We start from the raw sequence: 20338 nt of genomic DNA, 5'->3' as shown, positions 1-20338 counted from the left end.
AATGAATAAGCTTAGCGATAAAGAAACCCTGCGTTATAGTCGCCACTTATTATTAAAAGAAGTGGGACTAGAAGGGCAGTTAGCACTTAAAGCAGCCACCGTTGCAGTAGTGGGAGCTGGCGGGCTAGGTAGCCCTGCACTTTTGTATTTAGCTGCGGCAGGTATTGGTACGCTTATTTTAATAGATGATGATGCGGTTGAGCTTTCCAACTTGCAGCGCCAAGTGCTTTATAAAGTTAATCACTTAGGGCAAAGCAAGGTCACCGCTGCTGGTAAAGTATTAACAAGCCTTAATAATCAAATAGAAATAGTGACGCATTGTAAAAAGCTCGATGATAACAACGCAGGGGAGCTTTTCAAAAATGCCGACATAGCACTTGATTGCTCTGATAATTTTGCCACACGTTACAGTGTTAACCGTTATTGCTTTACTCATAAGTTGCCTTTAATTGCAGGTGCCGCGATTGCAAGTAGTGGGCAACTTATGGGCTTTGATTTTAGGCAAAACAATAGCCCATGTTATGGCTGTGTTTTTGCAAAAAGTGACGCCGCTCCCGCTGTAAATTGTAGTAATGCCGGTGTAATAAGCCCACTGTTAGGAATTATAGGCTCTATGCAGGCACAGCTTACGCTTAATATGCTGCTAGGGCATGTTAAAGGTAGTGTGTTTATCAGCTTTGATGCGCTGAGCTTAAAGCAACAGCAATTTAAAATGATTAAAGATATAAACTGCAAAGAGTGCGGTGAATAAAGTATGAGGTAATTCGCGGGGCTAAACTCGGAGTTAAGCCATGAGAAGCTGCGCTTCTAACGTGAGCAAGCTCTACGTCTACAGCTAAAATTAGCATCGTAGTTAAATTCATCTATAGGCGCCTTTCTTGCTGGCCCGTTGATATAAAATCTATTTACGCTTTTCCTTTTTTGCGTGAGCAAGCTTCACGCCTACCAATAAAAAAGCACCGCGTTTTTGGTAAACGCGGTGCTTAATATTTATTTTTACTTACAGCTTAAAGCTTACAGCTCTTCACTTTCTTTAATTGTTGCAAATGCGGTGTTTAAACGCGTTACTGTTTCAGGCAGTTGGTCGTCTAAAATGTCTGCTTTATCTGCACCCCATGCTAGTACCACTGTTGAGCCTAGTTTAAAGCGGCCCATTTCTTCACCTTTTTTAAGGGTAATGGCGTTTTCGCCTTTAGTAGGGTAGTTCCAGCTAAACACATCGCTACCGGCGGGTGGTGTTACTGTGCCTGCCCAAACGGTCTCTATGCTGGCTACAATGGTTGCGCCTACTAGTACCATAGCAAGTGGGCCAATTTCGGTTTCAAAAATAGCCACTACACGTTCATTACGAGCAAATAAATTAGGGACATTGCGCGCTGTAAGCGGGTTTACCGAAAATAAGTCGCCCGGTACGTAAATCATTTTACTTAGTGTGCCGTCTAGAGGCATATGAATACGGTGGTAGTCTTTTGGCGCTAAATAAATGGTAGCAAATTTTCCGCCTAAAAATGGTGTTGTATCATCTTCAGAGCCACCTAATAGTGCTTGTAGACTGTAGTCATGACCTTTTGCTTGTATTAGCTGCCCATCAACAATGTCGCCCAGTTGGCTAATAGCACCATCAACAGGGTGAGTAATTACGTTCTCGCCTTGCGCCATTGGACGCACACCATCTTTTAATGGGCGAGTAAAAAACTCATTAAACGTTTTGTAGTGCGCTGGGTCTTCATACAAAGCCTCGTTCATGTCTACTTTATATTGTTTAATAAATAGTTTAATAAGCGTTGTAGTTAAAGCACCGGCTTTTGCTGCTGCTAATTTACCTACTACGCGTGAAATAAAGTGCTTTGGCATTGCATACTGCATTGCAATTTTAAATTTGTCTAAACTCACAGATTGTTTCCTAAATTAAACGCGAGGTGCGCGTGCACCAGCACGGCCATCGGCCATTGTTTCTAAAATACGGTGGTAGCTGTCGAATCGCAATTGCGAAATATCGCCATCGGCTACCGCTTGTTGAATTATACAGCCTGGGTCGTTTAAATGCTTACAGTCTCTAAAACGACATCCACCTATAAACTCTCTAAATTCTTTAAAGCACCAGGTTACCCGTTCAACATCTAAGTGCCATAAACCAAACTCACGTATTCCCGGTGAGTCAATTAGGTTACCACCACTTGGTAGGTGATGTAAGCGCGATACAGTGGTGGTATGTTGCCCTAAGCCACTGTTTTCTGATACTTCTTTAGTTAATATTTCGGCATCAGGAAGCACAGTGTTAACTAAGGTTGATTTACCTACGCCACTTTGACCAACAAAAATATTATTTTTATCAACCAGTACGTTTTTTAAATCATCTATGCCTTCGCCGGTTACACTACTTACAAGCAGTACCTGATAACCAAGGCCTCGATAAATATCGAGTACTTTTTGAATTTCATTTAGGCCTTCGTCGTCGATTAAATCGATTTTATTAAGTACTAAAATAGGTTCTATACCCATGTCTTCACAGGCAATTAAGTAACGGTCGATAATACTGGGCGTAAACTCTGGCAGTACCGCTGAGACCATTAAAATTTGGTCAATATTTGCAGCGATTACTTTTACGCCATCGTAAAAGTCGGGACGCGTAAGCTGCGAGCGGCGCTCTTGTGTTGCTTCAATAACGCCTGCTAAGTCGCCTTCACTTACTTTTGCGCGGCGAAATAGTACTTTATCACCACACACTAAGTTAGTAACGGTACGGCGAATATTACAGCGTAATACGTCACCTTCTTGTGTTTCTACATCGGCGTGTTGGCCAAAACGGCTGATCACGACGGCGTTTTCGGTTGCGCCCAGATTATCTGTTTGCCACTCTTGTGCGCCACCTTTTGCCAATTTTGTATCGGCATTATTTAAGCGCTTTTGATGATTAGCCTTGATCCTGCGAGATTGGCCTTTACTTAATTTTTTCTGTTTTGCCACTTTTGGCCTATAACCTTGGTTTAAATGTCGGCTTTGCGTATAAAAAAGCTTTAGCTCGACGGTTGATGCTAATATGATATATCGAAATGCGTTGGATCTAAAGAAAAGCACTGTTTAAGGTTACTATGACTATTAATGAATCTAATTTAATTTGGCTTGATCTGGAAATGACTGGGCTTGAGCCGGCCACAGATAAAATACTCGAAATTGCAACAGTAGTAACTGATGCCGATTTAAATATACTCGCGGAAGGTCCTACTATAGCTATTCACCAAAGTGATGAGCTGTTAGATGGCATGGACGAATGGTGTACTACACAGCATGGGAAATCAGGTTTGACTGCCCGTTGTAAAGCCAGTACATACGATGAGGCTTACGCGGTTGAACAAACGCTTAATTTTTTAAAGCAGTGGGTTCCTGCGGGAAAATCACCTATGTGTGGTAACTCAATAGGTCAAGACAGACGCTTTATGAATAAGTATATGCGCGAGCTTGAAGACTTTTTTCATTATCGAAATTTAGATGTAAGCACAATTAAAGAGCTTGCCCGACGTTGGAAGCCTGAGGTACTAGAACAGGTAAATAAAAAAGGCTCTCATTTAGCTCTCGATGACATTAAAGATTCTATTATGGAATTAAAGGTGTATAGAGAAAAATTCTTTAATTTGTAAAAAACACTTGCAAACACATTAGATTATTGTAGAATCCTGCCCCGCTCAAGACGATAACCCTCGCGGGGTTGGTGTGTTTGAGTGGTTTAAATACCATCAGTAAGTGCGGCACTAGCTCAGTTGCCAGAACGTAGGACGCGACCTGTCGCGCACTAACGGACAAATTACTGACAATCTATAAAGCGGCACTAGTTCAGTTGCCAGAATGTAGGACGCGACCTGTCGCGCACCAACGGACAAATTACTGACAATATTTAAGCGGCACTAGCTCAGTTGGTAGAGCGCGACCTTGCCAAGGTCGAGGTCACGAGTTCGAGCCTCGTGTGCCGCTCCAATTTCTCATCAAAGAAATTGGAGTATTGAATAAAATGTAATGCGGCACTAGCTCAGTTGCCAGAACGTAGGACGCGACTCGTCGCGCACCAACGGACAAATTACTGACTAACTATAAAGCGGCACTAGCTCAGTTGGTAGAGCGCGACCTTGCCAAGGTCGAGGTCACGAGTTCGAGCCTCGTGTGCCGCTCCAATTTCTCACCAAAGAAATTGAAGTATCGAATAAAATGTAATGTGGCACAAGTTCAGTTGCCAGAATGTAGGACGCGACCTGTCGCGCACCAACGGACAAATTACTGACAATCTATAAAGCGGCACTAGCTCAGTTGCCAGAACGTAGGACGCGACCCGTCGCGCACCAACGGACAAATTACTGACAATCTATAAAGCGGCACTAGCTCAGTTGGTAGAGCGCGACCTTGCCAAGGTCGAGGTCACGAGTTCGAGCCTCGTGTGCCGCTCCAATCTCTATATATCCCACAAAAATAAACACCTCTAAAACAATATTTTGATCTGATTTATACCTACGAAAATTATTTATAAATATTAAACGCACGAGTGGCCCCATGCCGCCGCGCGATATAAAGGGTTTTAAATAATGCGAAGTGACGCGGGTAAAAGCTAGGGAGGGGAGGTCAATACAAGGTTAAAAGGTTTCGCCTTGCAAGGTCGCTATAATACGTCTTGCACCGCCAGCGTCGCGATGCTCGCCTAAGTAAATACCTTGCCATGTACCTAGCGCTAAGCGACCATTGCTTATAGGAATACTTAATTCACACCCTAACGTACTGGTTTTTATATGGGCTGGCATATCATCATCACCTTCGTAATCGTGACGATAGTAAGGCTGGTGCTCGGGAACAAAATGGTTAAAGTGGCTTTCCATATCCATGCGCACTGTTGGATCGGCGTTTTCGTTTATGGTTAAACTTGCCGATGTGTGCTGAATAAACAAATGTAATAGGCCAACTTTATAATTAGCCAGCTCGCTCAGCTGCGCGAGTATTTCATCATCAATTAAATGAAACCCTCGGGCGCGCGGTTTTAAAGTTATTTGAGTTTGTTGCCAGCTCATAACTTATCAAAGCTAACTTCTATATTTGCATCGCCTGCATCACAGCTAAACGGCATGATTATTTTTTTGCCCTTACTTTTATGTGTGATGGTGTGGCCTTTACCTGCAACTACAATTGGCGTAGCCATATCAAAGTCATAGCCTTTTTCGCCGAGTAAGTTTTTAGCTCCACCGGTAACCATATTAGTAATTTCCCCAACCATATCAGTTACTTCATCGTCTATGTTGTCAGGGCGCTCACCAAGCATACGTTCCATGATGGTCAGAGCTAAGTTTTCATCAAAGGTAATTGAAAATGAGCCACGAGTTTGCGCGCCCACCATGCCAATTAAACCAGATACATCGCCACAGGCGACTTCGTCTGTTTTAATACGCGGCTTACCTGGTTTTAACTCGGTTTGTGCCATTGTAGATAACACATTGATCAAAGAAGATAAAAATGGATTAATGAACTCAACATTCATGTTAGGTACTCTTAAAATTGGTGCTAAAGTGGCTATCTAAATATGAGTATAGCTTTAAAACAAACTTTGGGTTTAGCTTCTACAAGACTCACACTTACCGTGTGCTTCAATAGTTTGCCCTGATACAACAAAGCCGCTTTCTGCTGCTAAGTTGTTTAGCTCGTGAGAAATAACCGTAGAGTGCAGCTCTTTTACAAAGCCACAACTGTCACAAATTAATAGCTGCACAGGATGAATATGATCAAAGTGATGGCAAAGCATAAATGCATTGGTGCTTTCTATTTTGTGAATAAAGCCCAGCTCTGATAAAAAGTCTAGCGCACGGTAAATTGTTGCAGGTTTTGCGCCTGTTTCTGTTACTTTTAATTGCTCAAGTAAATCGTACGCCCCAACGCCGCCTTGGGCGCTAGCTAATAGGCGAAATACTTTTTCGCGGATAGGCGTAAAACGCGCACCACGGTTGTCACAAACTTGTTTTGCTTTACTTACGAGTGATTCTATATTCATCATTCTCTTATCCTTACGCTACCGTGATATACTAACATACTGTGTTGTACTTGCAGCGTTTTTATTAAACACTTTTTATCTAGGAACCCCATTAATGCATGAACTGGTAGCTATATTTATTTTCTTTTTTGCGGTGATAGACCCTATAGGTACAGTGCCTGTATTTATTGCTGTGACACGTGGGGAAGATGAAAAGTTTAAACGAAAAGTTGTTTTTAAAGCCGTGGGTGTATCCGCTGTGGTTTTACTCTTTTTTGTTATTGCCGGTGAGCAGCTATTAAATGCAATTGAAATACCGCTGTCGGCGTTTCAAATAGCTGGGGGCATAGTCCTGCTTATTTTTGCGCTTTCAATGATTTTTGGTGAAAGTAAGCCCGAGTCTGAGATTAAAAGTGTGCGCGACAGCACAGAAACCGCTATTTTTCCGCTAGCCATTCCCTCTATAGCAAGCCCAGGCGCCATGCTTGGCGCAGTACTGATGACCCGCAACGAAGAATACACGTGGGTTGAGCAAGTTACTACATCGTCGATGATGTTGGTTGTATTAGTTGTTGTGCTTGTGCTGTTGTTACTCGCAAATCATGTGCATAAATTAATAGGCGACAGTGGCGCAAGTATTATAAGTAGAATCATGGGGTTAATTTTAAGCTCTGTGGCAGTTACAAATATACTCAACGGTATCGCGCATTATTTTGGTTTACAAATATACAGCTAACATTGATGCTAATTAGGCTTTTGTGTAAAATACAGCGCCTTTTTATGGGCGCATTTACTTATAATCCCCGAGGCTTTTACATTGCAAAAACGCACATTAGATAATCCAACGTTAAACAGACGTTTTTCTGTTGCACCTATGCTTGATTGGACTGATCGTCATTGTCGCACTTTTCATCGTAAGATGACTAAGCACGCTGTTTTATACTCTGAGATGATCACCACGGGGGCGATTTTATTTGGTCGCGGCGATTACCTACACTTTAATCAGCACGAGGGGCCGGTTGCTTTGCAGCTGGGGGGGTCTGATCCCGAGGCGCTAGCAAAGTGTGCAAAGCTTGCTGGTGAGCGCGGTTACGATGAGATTAACTTAAATGTAGGCTGCCCTTCAGATAGAGTACAAAACGGGCGCTTTGGTGCATGCCTAATGGCCGAGCCTGAGCTGGTTGCACAGTGTGTTGCGGCAATGAAAAGCGAAGTTAGTATTCCTGTTACGGTAAAAACACGCATCGGTATTGATGAGCAAGACTCGTATGAATTTTTATGCGCGTTAATTGAAGCCAGCCATAAAGTTGGCTGTGATGACTTTATTATTCATGCCCGTAAAGCGTGGTTAAATGGTTTAAGCCCTAAAGAAAATCGTGAAGTACCGCCTCTTGATTACCCACGCGTTTACCAACTAAAAAAAGACTACCCACAGCTCGATTTAAGCATTAATGGCGGCGTTAAAACAATTGAAGAAAGCCTAGCGCATTTAGCGCATATAGACGGCGTTATGATTGGTCGCGAAGCATATAGTAATCCATTTATGCTTAATGAGGTGGATGAAAAGATTTACGGTGAGGTGGCTAATACTCAGACTCGTCACGATGTGGTGCGCGCTATGTATGATTACATAGAAGAAGAAATGCGTTTAGGTGCTAACTTTTGGCATATAGCACGCCATATGCTGGGGATTTTTCAGGGGCAGCCAGGGGCGCGCGGATTTAGACGTCACCTTTCAGAAAACGGTCACGGTAAACAGGCTGATTTGTCGGTAATGGATAAAGCATTAAGTTTTGTGCCTGAGTAATACTTAAGCGCTGAGCAGTTATAAAAAAACCACTTTTTAAAGTGGTTTTTTTATAACTAAAATTTAGTCAAAAGATAAATAAATTAGTGATTTTAGCTTATTAGCATTCAGTTTTTAGTCAGTTTAAAATAACTTATTAGCTGTCTAACTAATTGAATTTAAATGCTTATAAATAACTTTTTGTTACTTGGCATAACTCTTGGAATCTTGTTGTTGTTATCAATTAAAAACAACAGGACAAAACAATGAGTATATTTAATCGCGTAAACGATGTTATCCAATCTAATATTGCTGCCATGCTGGATAAAGCAGAAGACCCAGAAAAACTCCTCAACCTTATGCTAAGTGAAATGCAAGAAGCGCTTAACGAATGTAGAAGTACGGCCGCAGCCTTGCTGTGCGAAGAAAAAGCGCTTAAACGCCAAATTGCACAAAAACAAAAAGACTTAACTTTGTGGCAAACAAAAGCTGAGCTGGCAGTTGCTAAAAACCGTGACGATTTAGCCAAGTCTGCGTTAGTAGAAAAACAGCGAGTAGATGAGCAAATTGCAGCAAAAAACACTCAGCTAAATACTCTAAAAGAGTCGATAGAGAAAATTACGGCAGATTGTGAGCGTTTACAGCAAAAAATGGCGCAAGCTAAAAGCAAACAAGCTCAATTAATAAAACGCCACGATATTGTTGCTGCACGTGAAAAAGTGAACATGCAATTACACAGTGACAAGGTCGCAAATGCTTTGTCTCGCTTTGAAATGATAGAGCAAAAAGTGGAAGGCATAGAAGCACAGGTTGATGCTTATGAACTTACAAATACAGCGCAATCAACCGCTGAGCAAATTGAGTCTTTAGTTAAAAATGAAAAAATAGATGCAGAGCTGGCTCGTTTAAAAGCCAGTGTTAAGCAAAGTAATACCAATACAACTGCGCGAAGCGCTTAAGGAGTAGAGTATGAATAACTTTAGAACACAGCGTGGTTGGTACAAAGATTCACTGAATAAAAAAATATCGGGCGTATGCAGTGGGTTAGCGCGTCGCCTTGATTTTCCAGTGTGGTCAACACGCTTAGTAACAATTTTATTATTTATAAGTTTTCCGTTTGCAGTAGCGCTTGGTTATTTGATTGCTCACTGCTGCCTTGAAGAGCGTGCGTATTAGGAGAGGGATATGAAAACCTTAGCAATATGTGTTGTCGTATATGTGTTACTTTTTACTGATACTGTGTCGCTAATACATTTTGATTCATGGCAGTTTCCACTGTGGATTGCAGATATGAGCTGGGTAGGACTGGAGCTGGCTGGCGTATTAGTCGCTATTATTGCAGTGGTAGCCGTAATGGCATTAGTGACTATGGGATTAATAGGCGCAGGGATTGTCGCGCTGGTTGGCACCATTTTGGCACTGTTATTTGGTTCAGTGATGATAGCCTGGCCATTATTATTTGTAGCTGTACTGTGCTGGTTGGTGCTCGATAACAAAAAAGTAACCTCTTAAGCCTTAATTTAACTGACTATTATTAGTTAACTATGTTAAATTTAAAGTGAAATTTTATGCTTTCACAAGGAATAAAGCGATGATGAAGCAGTGCTTTTTTATGGCCTCGGCGTTAATGATTAATGTGTTTTCGTCATCGGTTGCTGCACATGCTGGGCACAGCCACGATACAGACGAAGCTAAGCTTGAAGTAAGCCATGCACAAGTAAGGGCGTTTTTGCCTGGTAGTAAGTCGAGTGTTGGCTATTTAACAATTTCTAACCACGGTGGTGGTGTTGCTAAATTAACTAAAGCAACCATCGAAGGTTTAGGCCGTGTAGAAATACATGAGCACAAACATGTCAATGGCATGATGAAAATGCAACAGGTTAAAGCCGTTACTATTAAGGGCCATGAAAGCCTAAGCTTTGAGCCTGGTGGTTACCATTTAATGGTATTTGATCCACAAGAGCCACTAAAAGTAGGGCAAGAACGTAAACTCACGCTATATTTTAGTGACGGTAACCGCTTGTTTACTAATGCTCAAGTGGTTTCGCTTGAAGCGCAAGCTGCGCATTCAAAGCCATCTAAAAAACAACACGCTCATCACTAGGAGGATAAATGTCGCAACATAAAGGAAAAATAGCTGGTGCCTTGGTGGTACTACTTATTATTTTTTACGCTATTGCAGTTTATTGGAGCATTGAGCCGGCACGTTTTAACGTAGTAACTAATGCAAAAGAAACCGCGCAAGCACGCAACGAAAAAATGGTAACAGGCTATACAACCACCTCAACGCTTATTACCGTTGCTAGCACATTACTTGATAAGCAAGGTGGATATTTATCAAACGATGTGATGCTGCCAAGTGTGATAATGGATGACATGCCTGCGTGGGAATATGGCGCGCTTGAAATGGTGCGTGATTTAGCGCTATCAATGCGTAAAGACTTTAGCCGCTCACAGTCGCAATCTACCGAACATGAAGCCCTTAAAAAAGCGCAGCCACAATTTAATATTAGCTCTGAGGCATGGGCATGGCCAAGTGCCGAGGGAGAGTATCAAAAGGGAATAGACTACCTTCTTGTGTACCGCTCACAAATTGCTAACGAGCATGAGCGCGATAGCCAATTTTATTCACGTGCAGATAATCTACGTAGCTGGTTAAAAGAAGCCGAAAAGCGCTTAGGTAGTTTAAGTCAGCGTTTAAGTGCAAGTGTTGGCCAAGACAAAGTAAACACCGATTTAGCCGGTAATTCTTCAAACACGCAAGCGACCTACACACCACTTCAGCAACAAGTAAGAACGTCGTGGTGGGAAATAGACGACGTGTTTTATGAGTCGCGCGGTGCAACGTGGGCGTTATTACACTTTTTACAAGCAGTTGAGTATGACTTTGCTGATGTATTAGAAAAGAAAAATGCGCGTGTAAGCTTACAGCAAATTATACGTGAGCTTGAGGCAACACAAGAAACCGTGTGGAGCCCAATTATATTAAACGGGAATGGTTTTGGCTTTGTGGCAAATCATTCTTTAGTTATGGCAAATTATATTTCAAGAGCCAATGCGGCTTTAATCGAACTTAGCGAACTACTAGCTCAAGGATAAAAAATGAAAAAGTATTGTTTAGCAGCTGCCCTTTCAATGGCATGTTTAGCCCCTGCAGCACAGGCAGACACTCTATTAGGTTTATATGTAGGTGTTGATGGCTGGCAGTCAGATAACGACGGTCAGTTTTCTTACAAAGATAACGCACCACAAGATTTTAATTTTGAAGACGAAACCTTTATTAGCTACTACGCGGCACTAGAGCACCCAGTGCCATTAGTTCCTAACCTAAAGCTTAAATACACTGAGCTTGAACTTAATGGCTCAGCAACCCTTACTGATACGTTTAGCTTTAATGGCTCAGATTACGTAGTTGGTACAACTGCAAATACATTAAGTGATTTAACTCACATTGATTACATTCTTTATTACGAAATTTTTGATAACGATTTAATTTCAATTGATTTAGGTTTAAACGCAAAGCAGTTTGACGGTGACATTGTTGTAACTGGTACCACTCAACAAGGTGGCACTAACTTCTCTGAAACTAAAGGTTTTTCGGGCTTTGTGCCACTTGCTTATGGCCGTGCTGAAGCAGGCTTACCATTTACGGGTTTAAGTGTGTTTTTTGAAGGCAGCTTTTTAGCTATCGACGATAGTAAAGTACAAGACTACCAAGTAGGCGTAGCGTATGAACTTATTGATAACCTAGCGGTAGATGTAGCTATTAAAGCAGGTTACCGTTCTATGACGTTAGAGCTAGATGATGTTGATGATATTAACACCGATATTGACGCATCAGGCCCATTTGCGGGTATTCAAGTTCACTTTTAATTAGTGAGCTTACAGCGTGGTGTGTTATTTATTAACATGCCACGTTAAATCAAATTCTCCCTCCAATGCATTATTAATTAATTGCTTATACACCTTATTTACCGGGTAATTTATAAGCTTAGAAAGCTCATCGCCAGTTTGGGTAAACTTGTAATAGCTTAATACTAAGTCACTGCTTTTAGCTTTTAACGTCACTTTTTGCGATAAAAACGACAGGGTGAGTTCTTGGCCAGCTTTTAATACCGCCGATTCTATTTCTTTTCTGTAGAGTAAATTAAGATCCATTAGGGTTAAAATATCAGGAAAGCTGATCCCCGTTTTTCCTAAATTTAGCGATACCTTATTGCCTTTTCGTAGTAAGTCGAAAAGCGAAGGCTTTTTATAAAACCCTAATAAAATAAAGTGGCTGTCGTCTTTTGCGTTGTAGCTGCTCAGCGATACACACTTTTGTAATGCATCAGCTTCGCGTTGGGTCATATGCTTGAGTGTTTGTAAGCTTTTTATAGAAAATGTACCGGGGTTGAGCGTCTCGCCAGTTAAAATTTTAGCCCACAGTGTTTGCATCGATTCATTTGAGGTGTCTTCACATAAGGCAATAAAGCGCTCTACCCAGTCGGCATCTGGTTGTTTATTGCTTGCCACATCGGGGCAAAACCCCATTGCTTTAGCTAAAATGGTTTCTATATTTTGCTGCTGTTTTATAAGCAGTAAATCTTGGCGCTTTTGGGCGCGCGCTAAAATAGGGTTATCGCTATTTATGTGATAAAGCGGGTTTAGATCGCCTTTAGAGCCGTAACTTTGATCTGTACTTGATTGCCCAGTATTTGTGGTTATTTTTTTTACGGGGTAGCCAAGTAAAGACTCAATGATATTGGCGAGGTTAATTCTCGCTTGGGCTGATTTTACTGTCATCGTTATCCAGCTGTGTTTTTTGGTCGCGTAATTGCGCCACTGTTTGTAAGTTATTTAAGCCAAGTGACACTGTATTGCTTAATACATACTCGCTAAAAATTGATAGATAACCCGAAATTAGCGGGGTATTGGTTTGGCCATTAATATTACACGTTACATTTACCACACCTTCTACTTCGGTAAATGTAATTTCACCTTCAATAATATGCTCATTTTTTAAAAGTGCATTAAAGGTCATTTTATTTTGCGAAAGCGACGTAATGGTCATTTCTCCATACCCCCAGTCGCTTTGCCACGATTGATGCGCGCCTATACCGCGACTAGGTTCGCCTAAAGTAAAAGTGATAGACGGATCTACTTTGCCCCAAGGTGACCATGTATGCCAAAGGCTAAAGTCAGAGACCAGCGATTTAACGGTCGCTACATTGGCATTTATTTGTATGTTTTTATTTACGCTGTAATTTTGCGGCAGGGTTAAACCAATCAAAATAGCCACTAAAACTAACAATAAGAGCGTTTTTATAAGGATTTTAAAAAATTTAATAGGCACACCTTTTACGAGTTTTTTAGTTTGAAATATAACAACTTTTTATTAATCGACTATAGTATGAATTAGCCTATAAACCAAAAATATATTTTTAGCACATAGGTATGAGCTTATATAAGTATTAAAACTGATAAAGGGTAGATAATGTCGTCAGAGCAAAGCGATTTTTTATTTTTAGCGCCAGACAGCGAAGAAGAAATAACCCAAGAATTATCTGATTTTTGGGATGTTTTGATCGTTGATGACGATCCTGAAATACATTCAGTGACTAAGCTTGCGTTATCGGGCGTAGAGTTTTGGGGGGCAGGGCTGCGTTTTCACGATGCGTACTCTGGCAGCGAAGCCATCGAAATACTCAAAAACAATAATACAATATCCGTTATTTTTTTAGATGTAGTGATGGAATCTGATGATGCGGGTTTGCAAGTTGTAAAACGCGTACGCGAAGAGCTTAACAACCAGCATGTGCGAATTATTTTACGTACCGGCCAAGCGGGCAACACCCCAGAAGAAAAAGTAATTCGCGAATATGACATTAACGATTATAAAACAAAAACAGAGTTAACTCGTTCTAAATTAGTAACTTCTTTAATTACCGCTATTCGCTCGTACGAGCAAGTATGCCAACTTGAGTATCAAAGTGATGCGATGAACACCATTGTTTCGGCTTCAAAGTCTATTTTAGGGCTTACCGATATTAAAGTGTTGTGCAAAGAGATTATTAAACACTTGGGCATTATTTTAGAGTGTCAACAAGTTGGGTTGGTATGCAGTAAGCTAGATGGCGATAACTTTATTCAAGTATTGGGTGGTAGTGGCCATTATGAGAGCTACTTTGGTGAAAAGCTTGCTAATGTTGATAGCGTTGCGCTTGAACAAGTAGATCAGTGTTTTGAGTCGGCCCAGCATTGCCAAACTGATTCGAGCGTAACTTTTATTGTTAAAAGTAAGCACCGCCAGGCTGCTATTTATTTAGAGTGCGAGCATAAACCGAGTGATGCGCAGCTGCAATTTGCAGAGATTTTTCTTACTAATGTGAGTGTAGCCCTTGATAACGTAAGGCTGTTTGTAAAACTAAGAGATGCGGCCTACAAAGATGTACTGACCGGTATTTCTAATCGTACTAATTTTATTGAGCGGGTGGTGCGTTATCAAAAACCACATGTTAATGACTACGTTTTTGTATTAATTGATGTGATTGGTTTTGCAGATATTAACAATGGCTTAGGACAAGAAATTGGCAATCATTTGCTAATCGAGATTGTAAAGCGGCTTAAAGATGCTTACCCAGACGCAAAGTTATTGTCGCGTATTGGCGCAGATGTTTTTGGCTTTATTATTCGCCAAACGGAGTTTGACCTTGAACAATTTAACGACGTGCTAAGTGTGCCTTTTAGTGCTGGCGAGCATATTTTACCTGTCGATTTTAGAATTGGTTTATGTCAGCAGCAAGACTTTCAAAGTACTGGGTTAGATACACTCAAAGTTGCCTATATTGCGTTAAATCAAGCTAAAAAGCTTAAATGCAAAGAGGGTATTTACTACGATATTGATATGCAAGACAAAATGGCTTGGCGCTTAGGTATTATTAGGCAGTTACGTCATGACTTTGCTCGGCAAAAGCTCCAAGTGTGGTATCAGCCTCAGCTTTCACTCGATAATTTATCTTTGATTGGCTGTGAAGCATTGCTGCGCTGGCCATCAGAAGATGGCTCGTTTATATCTCCTGCGGTGTTTGTGCCTTTAGCAGAGGATGCCGGTTTAATTGTTGATATTGGCCAATGGGTTTTAGAACAAGCTTGCCAACAGCAAAAACGCTTAGAGGCACTCGGTGAAGAAATTTGCATTGCTGTAAATGTATCTGTGCCGCAATTTAAGGTTAAAGGCTACGCTTCAACAGTAAAAAACACCTTACAAAAGTACGATGTTAAACCCTGCAATATAGAGTTAGAAGTGACTGAAAGCGTGGTAATGGATGAATTAGAAACCGTGATCAATACCCTAAAAGAGTTAAAAGAATTAGGCGTAGAAGTGGCGATTGATGATTTTGGAACGGGCTTTTCTTCATTAAGTTACTTACAAAGTTTACCGCTTGATAGGCTTAAAATAGACCGCGCATTTGTAAAAGATTTACCCGATAACGATACCGGTGCTATTGCTGCTTTGGTGGTATCGCTTGGTGCTAAACTAGGACTAAAAACAATTGCTGAAGGTGTAGAAACACAGCAGCAGGCAGAGTTTTTGAAAAACTTAGGGTGTGATGAAGTACAAGGTTTTATGTACGCTAAGCCAATGCCTGAGCATGAACTTTTAGAGTTTATTAAAGAGCGAAATAAAAAAACTTAATATCAACAGACTTTACAGTAGGCGCGATATCTCTAGGCAATGTTGTATAAATAAGCAATGTATTAGGATATAATTCGCGCCTTTTGTTATTCTACGGCCAAAACTATGAGCTCCCTTAAAGCTGAACGCGCGCTATTTTCATACCCCAAATATTGGGCAGAATGTTATGGCACCGCCCCATTTTTACCTACCACTCGCGAAGAAATGGATGCTCTTGGCTGGGATAGCTGCGACATTATAATTATTAGCGGCGATGCCTATGTTGATCACCCTAGTTTTGGTATGGCGGTTATTGGCCGTGTACTTGAAGCGCAAGGCTTTAGAGTAGGTATAATTGCTCAGCCAGATTGGCAATCAAAAGATGCCTTTATGGGGCTTGGTAAACCAAACTTATTTTTTGGTGTTACAGCCGGCAACATGGATTCGATGATCAACCGCTACACGGCAGAAAAACGAATGCGCCATGACGATGCATATACACCAGGTAATGTGGGCGGCAAGCGCCCTGACCGTGCGGTGATGATTTACTCTCAGCGCTTACGTGAAGCCTATAAAGGTGTCCCTATTGTTATTGGTGGTATTGAAGCAAGCTTGCGCCGTATTGCGCATTACGACTACTGGCAAGAAAAAGTACGCCGTAGTATTTTATTTGATGCCAAAGCCGACATCCTTATTTATGGTAATGCAGAGCGCCCGCTGGTGGAAGTAGCCCACCGTATAGCCGCTGGCGAAACTATGGATACAATTCAGGATATTCGTGGTACAGCGGTTATTCGTAAAGAGCCAATACCGGGCTGGCGCGGAAGTGATTCAACAGCGATAGATAAAATAGGAAAAATTGACCCTATCCCAAACCCCTATGGAGCTGATGATGTTGGGTGTAGTAAATCAGAGTTTAAGCAAGCCGGAATTGATTTAAAAGCAGAGGCCGCTAAACCAATAACTATTCAGCCTGCGCGCCCTAAACCGTGGGAAAAAACATACGTTAAACTGCCTGCATTTGAGCAAGTAAGCGTTAATAAACCGCTTTATGCTCATGCCTCGCGCATTTTGCACCAAGAGACCAACCCAGGCTGTGCTCGTGCGTTATTTCAGCGCCATGGCGATCGCTCTATTTGGGTTAACCCGCCGGCATTCCCGCTCGAAACCCATGAGATGGATGATGTATTTGGTTTGCCTTATCAGCGTATACCGCACCCAAGTTATGGTGATGCAAAAATACCAGCCTACGATATGATTAAAACGTCGGTTAATATTATGCGTGGCTGTTTTGGTGGCTGTTCGTTCTGCTCTATTACCGAGCATGAAGGACGTATTATTCAAAGTCGCTCGCAAGAGTCGATTATTGACGAAATAGAACAAATTAGAGATAAAGTACCTGGTTTTACCGGTGTTATTTCTGATTTAGGTGGCCCAACGGCCAACATGTATAAATTACGCTGTACGAGCAAAAAAGCAGAAAGTACCTGTAGACGACTCTCATGTGTTTACCCTGATATATGTAAGCACATGGATACAGACCATACACCTACTATCGATTTATACAAAAAAGCCCGTGAAGTGAAAGGCATTAAAAAGATTTTGATCGCCTCCGGCGTTCGTTACGATCTAGCCGTACAAGACCCTCGCTATGTAAAAGAGCTGGTTACACATCATGTGGGTGGCTATTTAAAAATTGCCCCTGAGCACACAGAAGATGGCCCTTTGTCTAAAATGATGAAGCCGGGCATGGGTGCTTACGATCAATTTAAAGAACTATTTGATAAGTACTCAAAAGAAGCGGGTAAAAAGCAGTACTTAATACCGTACTTTATTTCAGCGCACCCGGGTACCAAAGACGAAGACATGGTTAATATGGCATTGTGGCTTAAATCTAACGACTTTAAGTTAGACCAAGTACAAAACTTTTACCCGTCGCCTATGGCCAATGCAACCACCATTTACCATACAGAAATGAACTCGTTGCGTAATATTAAAAACAACAAAGAGCAAGTGCCCGTGCCAAAAGGAGCACGCCAACGTCGCTTACACAAAGCAATATTGCGTTATCACGATCCATCGGGTTGGCCAATGATCCGCGATGCACTGCGCAGTATGGGGAAAGCCAATTTAATTGGTAAAGGCCCAAATTGCTTAGTGCCAGAAGAAGGCCGCGATGAAAAAGCACATAAAGGCGCTGGTAAAGGTAAAGGAGGGCGCCCAGCGTTAACGCGCCATACTGGGTTTAGCCAATTTAAAAAGGCTAACACTAAACCTAAAGTAGGCGGCAATCGCCAGCGTGCTTCTCGCTAAGCGTTAAAACAAGTAAACAAAAAACCCGATACTGAGTAACAGTATCGGGTTTTTTATTGCGTAAATTTACTGCTGTTAGGAGTGCATTACACCTTAAAGTTTTCTACCGATATTCTTAGCTCTTCAGCGAGTTTGGCTACTTCTGAGCTTGAAATGTTTGTTTGATTTGCACCCTCAGCAGTTTGCTCGGCTATGGCTACAATAGATTCTAAACGTTCACTAATTTCTTGTGATACTTGTTGTTGCTCTTGAGCTGCGGTAGAGATTTCTTCACTTACATCGTGTGCTTGCGATACGGCAAGTGTAATTGAGTCTAATGCGCTGCTTGCTAAGTCGCTTTGTTCAACACATGACTCTGCTTGCTGTTTACCTTTATCCATTGCTGTTACAGCCGCTTCTGCGCCACTTTGAAGCGATTCAATCATAGATTGTATCTCTTGGGTCGACTCTTGCGTTTTGCTTGCCAGTGAGCGTACTTCATCAGCTACTACCGCAAAACCTCGGCCATATTCACCGGCACGTGCTGCTTCAATTGCAGCGTTAAGTGCTAATAGGTTGGTTTGCTCTGCAATGCCGCGTATTACATCTAAAATACTGCCTATAGATGCGCTGTCTTGATGAAGCTTATTAATAACACCTGATGCATCGTCCACCTCGCGAGCAAGTTGCTCAATAGTGGCTTTATTTTGATGAGAAATACCTTTTACACGTTCAGCTTCTTTATCGGCATTTTTAATTTCGTTAAGTGCCTGCTGTGCGCTGTTGCTTACTGTTTGCGACGTGCTGCTCATTTCGGTTGTGGCTGTTGCCGCTTGCTCTACTTGTGCTTGTTGGTTACGAATAGCTTGGCTTGACTCACCGGTAATGGCCGATGTTTGCTCAGACGCCGCTGCTAATTGAGTTGAGCGTGAAATAATGCCCTTAATTAAGCTACGTAGGCTATCTATAAGGGTGTTACAGCTTTTTGATAGCTCGCCAAATTCATCTTTTGCAGAGTCATCTAAGCGTTGGGTCATATCACCGCTGGCAACAATATCTAAAATCCGATTAACCTCAGCCAGTGGCTTAGTGATTCTATTAACGGTAAGGATCGCAATTGCAATTGCAATTAACGTTGCGATGATCATACCTGCCCATGTCCAGAGCGTCGCTGAATCTACATCCTCGCGAACACCTTCTTGTAATTTGTAAGCCACAGTACTTGCTTGTGTTACTAAATCATCAATTTGCGACAGTGCCATAGTGGTTGCTTGCTCTGATTGGGCAAGTTCTTTTTCGGTAAGTGCGATAGCGTCAATAAGGCGCTGCTTATTGGCCGCTAGGCTATTATTGCCGCTAATATTTTCTATAAGCGTATCAACGTAAGCTTGTAAATCACTGTATAGGTCGTTGTTATCTTGCTCTATAGCTGGCTTTATTAACGCTAAAGTACGAATAACTTCGTCAAGGTAATAAGCTTGCTCATTTTTTACAATATCTAGGGTGTTTGCCGTTTTAACCGTGAGCATATCGGTACTGTTACTCACCACAGACATAAAGTTGTTTTCTAAGTTATTGGCAGCTTGGTAAGCGCGTGGGTGGTTTTGCTCAAAGTTAGTAATATCTGTGATATCAAGCACGACTGAGTTGGCATCTTCAGCTGCAATCTCAATTGTTTCAAGCTGTGCTGTGAGGGTTTTATTAAGTGCTAGTTGTTTATCTTTATCAGCTAATAGGTTTTCGACCGTACCTAAAAAGCTTAAGTAGGTTTTTTCTACAGCTTGGCTTTTTTGACTCAGTGATGCATCGTTTTTTACTACACGTTGAAGGTCGGTGTGCAGCGAGTTGAATTTGTCTTTTTGCTCAAGTACTTTTTGTTTTATAGGGGTGAGCTGTGCGCTTGAGGTGGTATAAAAACTAGCTTGGGCTGCTTTACTCATTAAAATAAATTCAGCTTGTAGTTCTGAGCTTTTATTAAGCGCGGGCAGTGATAACTGGTTTACCTGCTGGGTAGAGCGGTCAATGCTCGCAATTTTTATTAAAGAGTTACCACCAATGATTATGAGTAATAAGGTGATAAAAATAAAACCACACCAAATTCGTTGGCTTACTGTCAGATTCATATGGATTTCCAATTAAAGTACTTCAATCACATCTTATCGGCTTTTTAACCAATAAGTTAAGCAATTAATATCTATTAATTTAAATTTAACATAAGTACTGTGGTTTTACAGTTTATTTAGATAAAAGCGTCGGCTTTTCTACTATTTTTTGCTTAGTTTGCAAGTCCATCATCGTTAAAGCACCGCCCCATACGCATCCGGTATCGAGCGCATGTATGTGATTGAGCTGAGTAACCCCTTCAAGAGCGGCCCAATGGCCAAATACAAGGCTGTTTTCTAATGCTTTTATATTAGGGTGGGTGAACCAGGCTGTTAACGTTTTATTATCGTTAATTGCGCCTTTCGCACTAAGCTCTAACGTGTTGTTGCTATTTAAAAAGCGCATGCGGGTAAAGTAGTTAACAATGTATCTAAACTTATCAAATTCGTTTAAATCGTCATGCCATATAGCGGGGTGGGGCTGATACATTTTTTCAAAAAAG

The 20338-nt window shown here is 41.5% G+C and carries 20 protein-coding genes, 3 tRNA genes and 1 pseudogene; 15 read left to right on the top strand and 9 right to left on the bottom strand.

What is annotated here, in order from left to right:
• The first annotated feature begins 1 nt into the window (after nucleotide 1).
• On the top strand, nucleotides 2–751 hold the full coding sequence (locus B2R65_RS02170) for a HesA/MoeB/ThiF family protein (RefSeq protein WP_286740666.1): 750 nt from the start codon (nucleotides 2–4) through the stop codon (nucleotides 749–751).
• 263 nt (nucleotides 752–1014) lie between these two features.
• On the opposite strand, the gene asd is transcribed toward B2R65_RS02170, so the two are convergent.
• Both asd and rsgA read right to left on the bottom strand, forming a co-directional pair.
• The gene (gene asd / locus B2R65_RS02165; RefSeq protein ID WP_286740663.1) at nucleotides 1015–1893 is read right to left on the bottom strand and encodes an archaetidylserine decarboxylase; all 879 of its coding nucleotides are present in this window, start codon (nucleotides 1891–1893) and stop codon (nucleotides 1015–1017) included.
• 15 nt (nucleotides 1894–1908) lie between these two features.
• A complete protein-coding gene (gene rsgA / locus B2R65_RS02160; protein ID WP_121637981.1) occupies nucleotides 1909–2967 on the bottom strand; it encodes a small ribosomal subunit biogenesis GTPase RsgA in 1059 nt (352 codons plus the stop codon).
• A 125-nt stretch (nucleotides 2968–3092) separates the two neighbouring features.
• On the opposite strand from rsgA, the gene orn reads away from it, so the two are divergent.
• From orn to B2R65_RS02140, 4 genes are all read left to right on the top strand, one after another.
• Nucleotides 3093–3638 carry an oligoribonuclease gene (orn, locus tag B2R65_RS02155; RefSeq protein WP_004589057.1) on the top strand — a complete coding sequence of 182 codons (546 nt, stop codon included), beginning with the start codon at nucleotides 3093–3095 and terminating at the stop codon, nucleotides 3636–3638.
• Between the two features lie 258 nt (nucleotides 3639–3896).
• Nucleotides 3897–3972: transfer RNA gene (locus B2R65_RS02150), tRNA-Gly, on the top strand.
• Between the two features lie 118 nt (nucleotides 3973–4090).
• A tRNA-Gly gene (locus B2R65_RS02145) sits at nucleotides 4091–4166 on the top strand.
• A gap of 195 nt (nucleotides 4167–4361) precedes the next feature.
• Nucleotides 4362–4437: transfer RNA gene (locus tag B2R65_RS02140), tRNA-Gly, on the top strand.
• Between the two features lie 182 nt (nucleotides 4438–4619).
• Here the strand turns inward: B2R65_RS02140 and B2R65_RS02135 are convergent.
• From B2R65_RS02135 to B2R65_RS02125, 3 genes are all read right to left on the bottom strand, one after another.
• Nucleotides 4620–5048 (bottom strand): secondary thiamine-phosphate synthase enzyme YjbQ, encoded by a 429-nt coding sequence (locus B2R65_RS02135; RefSeq protein ID WP_286740660.1) that lies wholly within the window; start codon nucleotides 5046–5048, stop codon nucleotides 4620–4622.
• Nucleotides 5045–5512 (bottom strand): chemotaxis protein CheX, encoded by a 468-nt coding sequence (locus B2R65_RS02130; protein WP_029773279.1) that lies wholly within the window; start codon nucleotides 5510–5512, stop codon nucleotides 5045–5047. The genes B2R65_RS02135 and B2R65_RS02130 overlap by 4 nt, the downstream gene beginning before the upstream one ends.
• Nucleotides 5513–5584: 72 nt before the next feature.
• Nucleotides 5585–6019, bottom strand: a complete 435-nt coding sequence (locus tag B2R65_RS02125; RefSeq protein ID WP_029773280.1) for a transcriptional repressor — start codon at nucleotides 6017–6019, stop codon at nucleotides 5585–5587.
• A gap of 94 nt (nucleotides 6020–6113) precedes the next feature.
• Here B2R65_RS02125 and B2R65_RS02120 point away from each other — a divergent pair, with 94 nt between their 5' ends.
• The 8 genes from B2R65_RS02120 (at nucleotide 6114) to B2R65_RS02085 (ending at nucleotide 11657) form a co-directional block, all read left to right on the top strand.
• Nucleotides 6114–6734, top strand: coding sequence for a MarC family protein (locus B2R65_RS02120; RefSeq protein WP_004589061.1), 621 nt, complete (start codon nucleotides 6114–6116; stop codon nucleotides 6732–6734).
• A gap of 81 nt (nucleotides 6735–6815) precedes the next feature.
• On the top strand, nucleotides 6816–7805 hold the full coding sequence (gene dusA, locus B2R65_RS02115; RefSeq protein ID WP_286740653.1) for a tRNA dihydrouridine(20/20a) synthase DusA: 990 nt from the start codon (nucleotides 6816–6818) through the stop codon (nucleotides 7803–7805).
• A 245-nt stretch (nucleotides 7806–8050) separates the two neighbouring features.
• Nucleotides 8051–8743 (top strand): PspA/IM30 family protein, encoded by a 693-nt coding sequence (locus B2R65_RS02110; RefSeq protein WP_286740652.1) that lies wholly within the window; start codon nucleotides 8051–8053, stop codon nucleotides 8741–8743.
• A gap of 10 nt (nucleotides 8744–8753) precedes the next feature.
• Nucleotides 8754–8960 carry a PspC domain-containing protein gene (locus tag B2R65_RS02105; RefSeq protein WP_286740651.1) on the top strand — a complete coding sequence of 69 codons (207 nt, stop codon included), beginning with the start codon at nucleotides 8754–8756 and terminating at the stop codon, nucleotides 8958–8960.
• Nucleotides 8961–8969: 9 nt separating this feature from the next.
• The gene (locus B2R65_RS02100; RefSeq protein WP_024031509.1) at nucleotides 8970–9296 is read left to right on the top strand and encodes a hypothetical protein; all 327 of its coding nucleotides are present in this window, start codon (nucleotides 8970–8972) and stop codon (nucleotides 9294–9296) included.
• A gap of 79 nt (nucleotides 9297–9375) precedes the next feature.
• Nucleotides 9376–9888 carry a copper chaperone PCu(A)C gene (locus B2R65_RS02095; RefSeq protein WP_029773289.1) on the top strand — a complete coding sequence of 171 codons (513 nt, stop codon included), beginning with the start codon at nucleotides 9376–9378 and terminating at the stop codon, nucleotides 9886–9888.
• Between the two features lie 8 nt (nucleotides 9889–9896).
• The gene (locus tag B2R65_RS02090; protein WP_286740648.1) at nucleotides 9897–10883 is read left to right on the top strand and encodes a DUF2333 family protein; all 987 of its coding nucleotides are present in this window, start codon (nucleotides 9897–9899) and stop codon (nucleotides 10881–10883) included.
• 3 nt (nucleotides 10884–10886) lie between these two features.
• The gene (locus B2R65_RS02085; RefSeq protein ID WP_286740645.1) at nucleotides 10887–11657 is read left to right on the top strand and encodes a TIGR04219 family outer membrane beta-barrel protein; all 771 of its coding nucleotides are present in this window, start codon (nucleotides 10887–10889) and stop codon (nucleotides 11655–11657) included.
• Between the two features lie 24 nt (nucleotides 11658–11681).
• Here the strand turns inward: B2R65_RS02085 and B2R65_RS02080 are convergent, their stop codons facing one another.
• Nucleotides 11682–12569 (bottom strand): TIGR03899 family protein, encoded by an 888-nt coding sequence (locus B2R65_RS02080; protein ID WP_286740643.1) that lies wholly within the window; start codon nucleotides 12567–12569, stop codon nucleotides 11682–11684.
• Nucleotides 12538–13119, bottom strand: coding sequence for an SRPBCC family protein (locus tag B2R65_RS02075; protein WP_004585850.1), 582 nt, complete (start codon nucleotides 13117–13119; stop codon nucleotides 12538–12540). The genes B2R65_RS02080 and B2R65_RS02075 overlap by 32 nt, the downstream gene beginning before the upstream one ends.
• 141 nt (nucleotides 13120–13260) lie before the next feature.
• On the opposite strand from B2R65_RS02075, the gene B2R65_RS02070 reads away from it, so the two are divergent.
• A complete protein-coding gene (locus B2R65_RS02070; protein ID WP_286740640.1) occupies nucleotides 13261–15462 on the top strand; it encodes a bifunctional diguanylate cyclase/phosphodiesterase in 2202 nt (733 codons plus the stop codon).
• A gap of 105 nt (nucleotides 15463–15567) precedes the next feature.
• Nucleotides 15568–17754 (top strand): YgiQ family radical SAM protein, encoded by a 2187-nt coding sequence (locus B2R65_RS02065; RefSeq protein ID WP_024031514.1) that lies wholly within the window; start codon nucleotides 15568–15570, stop codon nucleotides 17752–17754.
• Nucleotides 17755–17840: 86 nt separating this feature from the next.
• Here the strand turns inward: B2R65_RS02065 and B2R65_RS02060 are convergent, their stop codons facing one another.
• Complete coding sequence (locus B2R65_RS02060) at nucleotides 17841–19856, bottom strand: methyl-accepting chemotaxis protein (RefSeq protein ID WP_286740639.1); 2016 nt, start codon at nucleotides 19854–19856, stop codon at nucleotides 17841–17843.
• Nucleotides 19857–19968: 112 nt separating this feature from the next.
• Nucleotides 19969–20338 (bottom strand): annotated as a pseudogene (locus B2R65_RS02055) (symmetrical bis(5'-nucleosyl)-tetraphosphatase); the annotation flags it as partial.

The sequence above is a fragment of the Pseudoalteromonas sp. UBA2102 genome (genome assembly GCF_002331165.1).
Taxonomy (GTDB): domain Bacteria; phylum Pseudomonadota; class Gammaproteobacteria; order Enterobacterales; family Alteromonadaceae; genus Pseudoalteromonas; species Pseudoalteromonas atlantica.
The sequence above is the reverse complement of the archived record's forward strand: the minus strand, read 5'-3'. Positions and strand labels throughout refer to the sequence as shown.

Coding starts and splice junctions, on each gene's coding strand:
- B2R65_RS02135 (WP_286740660.1), bottom strand. CDS start 5,048: ATGAGCTGGCAACAAACTCAAATAACTTTAAAACCGCGCGCCCGAGGG.
- B2R65_RS02070 (WP_286740640.1), top strand. CDS start 13,261: ATGTCGTCAGAGCAAAGCGATTTTTTATTTTTAGCGCCAGACAGCGAA.
- B2R65_RS02110 (WP_286740652.1), top strand. CDS start 8,051: ATGAGTATATTTAATCGCGTAAACGATGTTATCCAATCTAATATTGCT.
- B2R65_RS02095 (WP_029773289.1), top strand. CDS start 9,376: ATGATGAAGCAGTGCTTTTTTATGGCCTCGGCGTTAATGATTAATGTG.
- B2R65_RS02170 (WP_286740666.1), top strand. CDS start 2: ATGAATAAGCTTAGCGATAAAGAAACCCTGCGTTATAGTCGCCACTTA.
- B2R65_RS02085 (WP_286740645.1), top strand. CDS start 10,887: ATGAAAAAGTATTGTTTAGCAGCTGCCCTTTCAATGGCATGTTTAGCC.
- B2R65_RS02105 (WP_286740651.1), top strand. CDS start 8,754: ATGAATAACTTTAGAACACAGCGTGGTTGGTACAAAGATTCACTGAAT.
- B2R65_RS02065 (WP_024031514.1), top strand. CDS start 15,568: ATGAGCTCCCTTAAAGCTGAACGCGCGCTATTTTCATACCCCAAATAT.
- B2R65_RS02100 (WP_024031509.1), top strand. CDS start 8,970: ATGAAAACCTTAGCAATATGTGTTGTCGTATATGTGTTACTTTTTACT.
- B2R65_RS02080 (WP_286740643.1), bottom strand. CDS start 12,569: ATGACAGTAAAATCAGCCCAAGCGAGAATTAACCTCGCCAATATCATT.
- B2R65_RS02090 (WP_286740648.1), top strand. CDS start 9,897: ATGTCGCAACATAAAGGAAAAATAGCTGGTGCCTTGGTGGTACTACTT.
- orn (WP_004589057.1), top strand. CDS start 3,093: ATGACTATTAATGAATCTAATTTAATTTGGCTTGATCTGGAAATGACT.
- B2R65_RS02125 (WP_029773280.1), bottom strand. CDS start 6,019: ATGAATATAGAATCACTCGTAAGTAAAGCAAAACAAGTTTGTGACAAC.
- B2R65_RS02120 (WP_004589061.1), top strand. CDS start 6,114: ATGCATGAACTGGTAGCTATATTTATTTTCTTTTTTGCGGTGATAGAC.
- B2R65_RS02130 (WP_029773279.1), bottom strand. CDS start 5,512: ATGAATGTTGAGTTCATTAATCCATTTTTATCTTCTTTGATCAATGTG.
- B2R65_RS02060 (WP_286740639.1), bottom strand. CDS start 19,856: ATGAATCTGACAGTAAGCCAACGAATTTGGTGTGGTTTTATTTTTATC.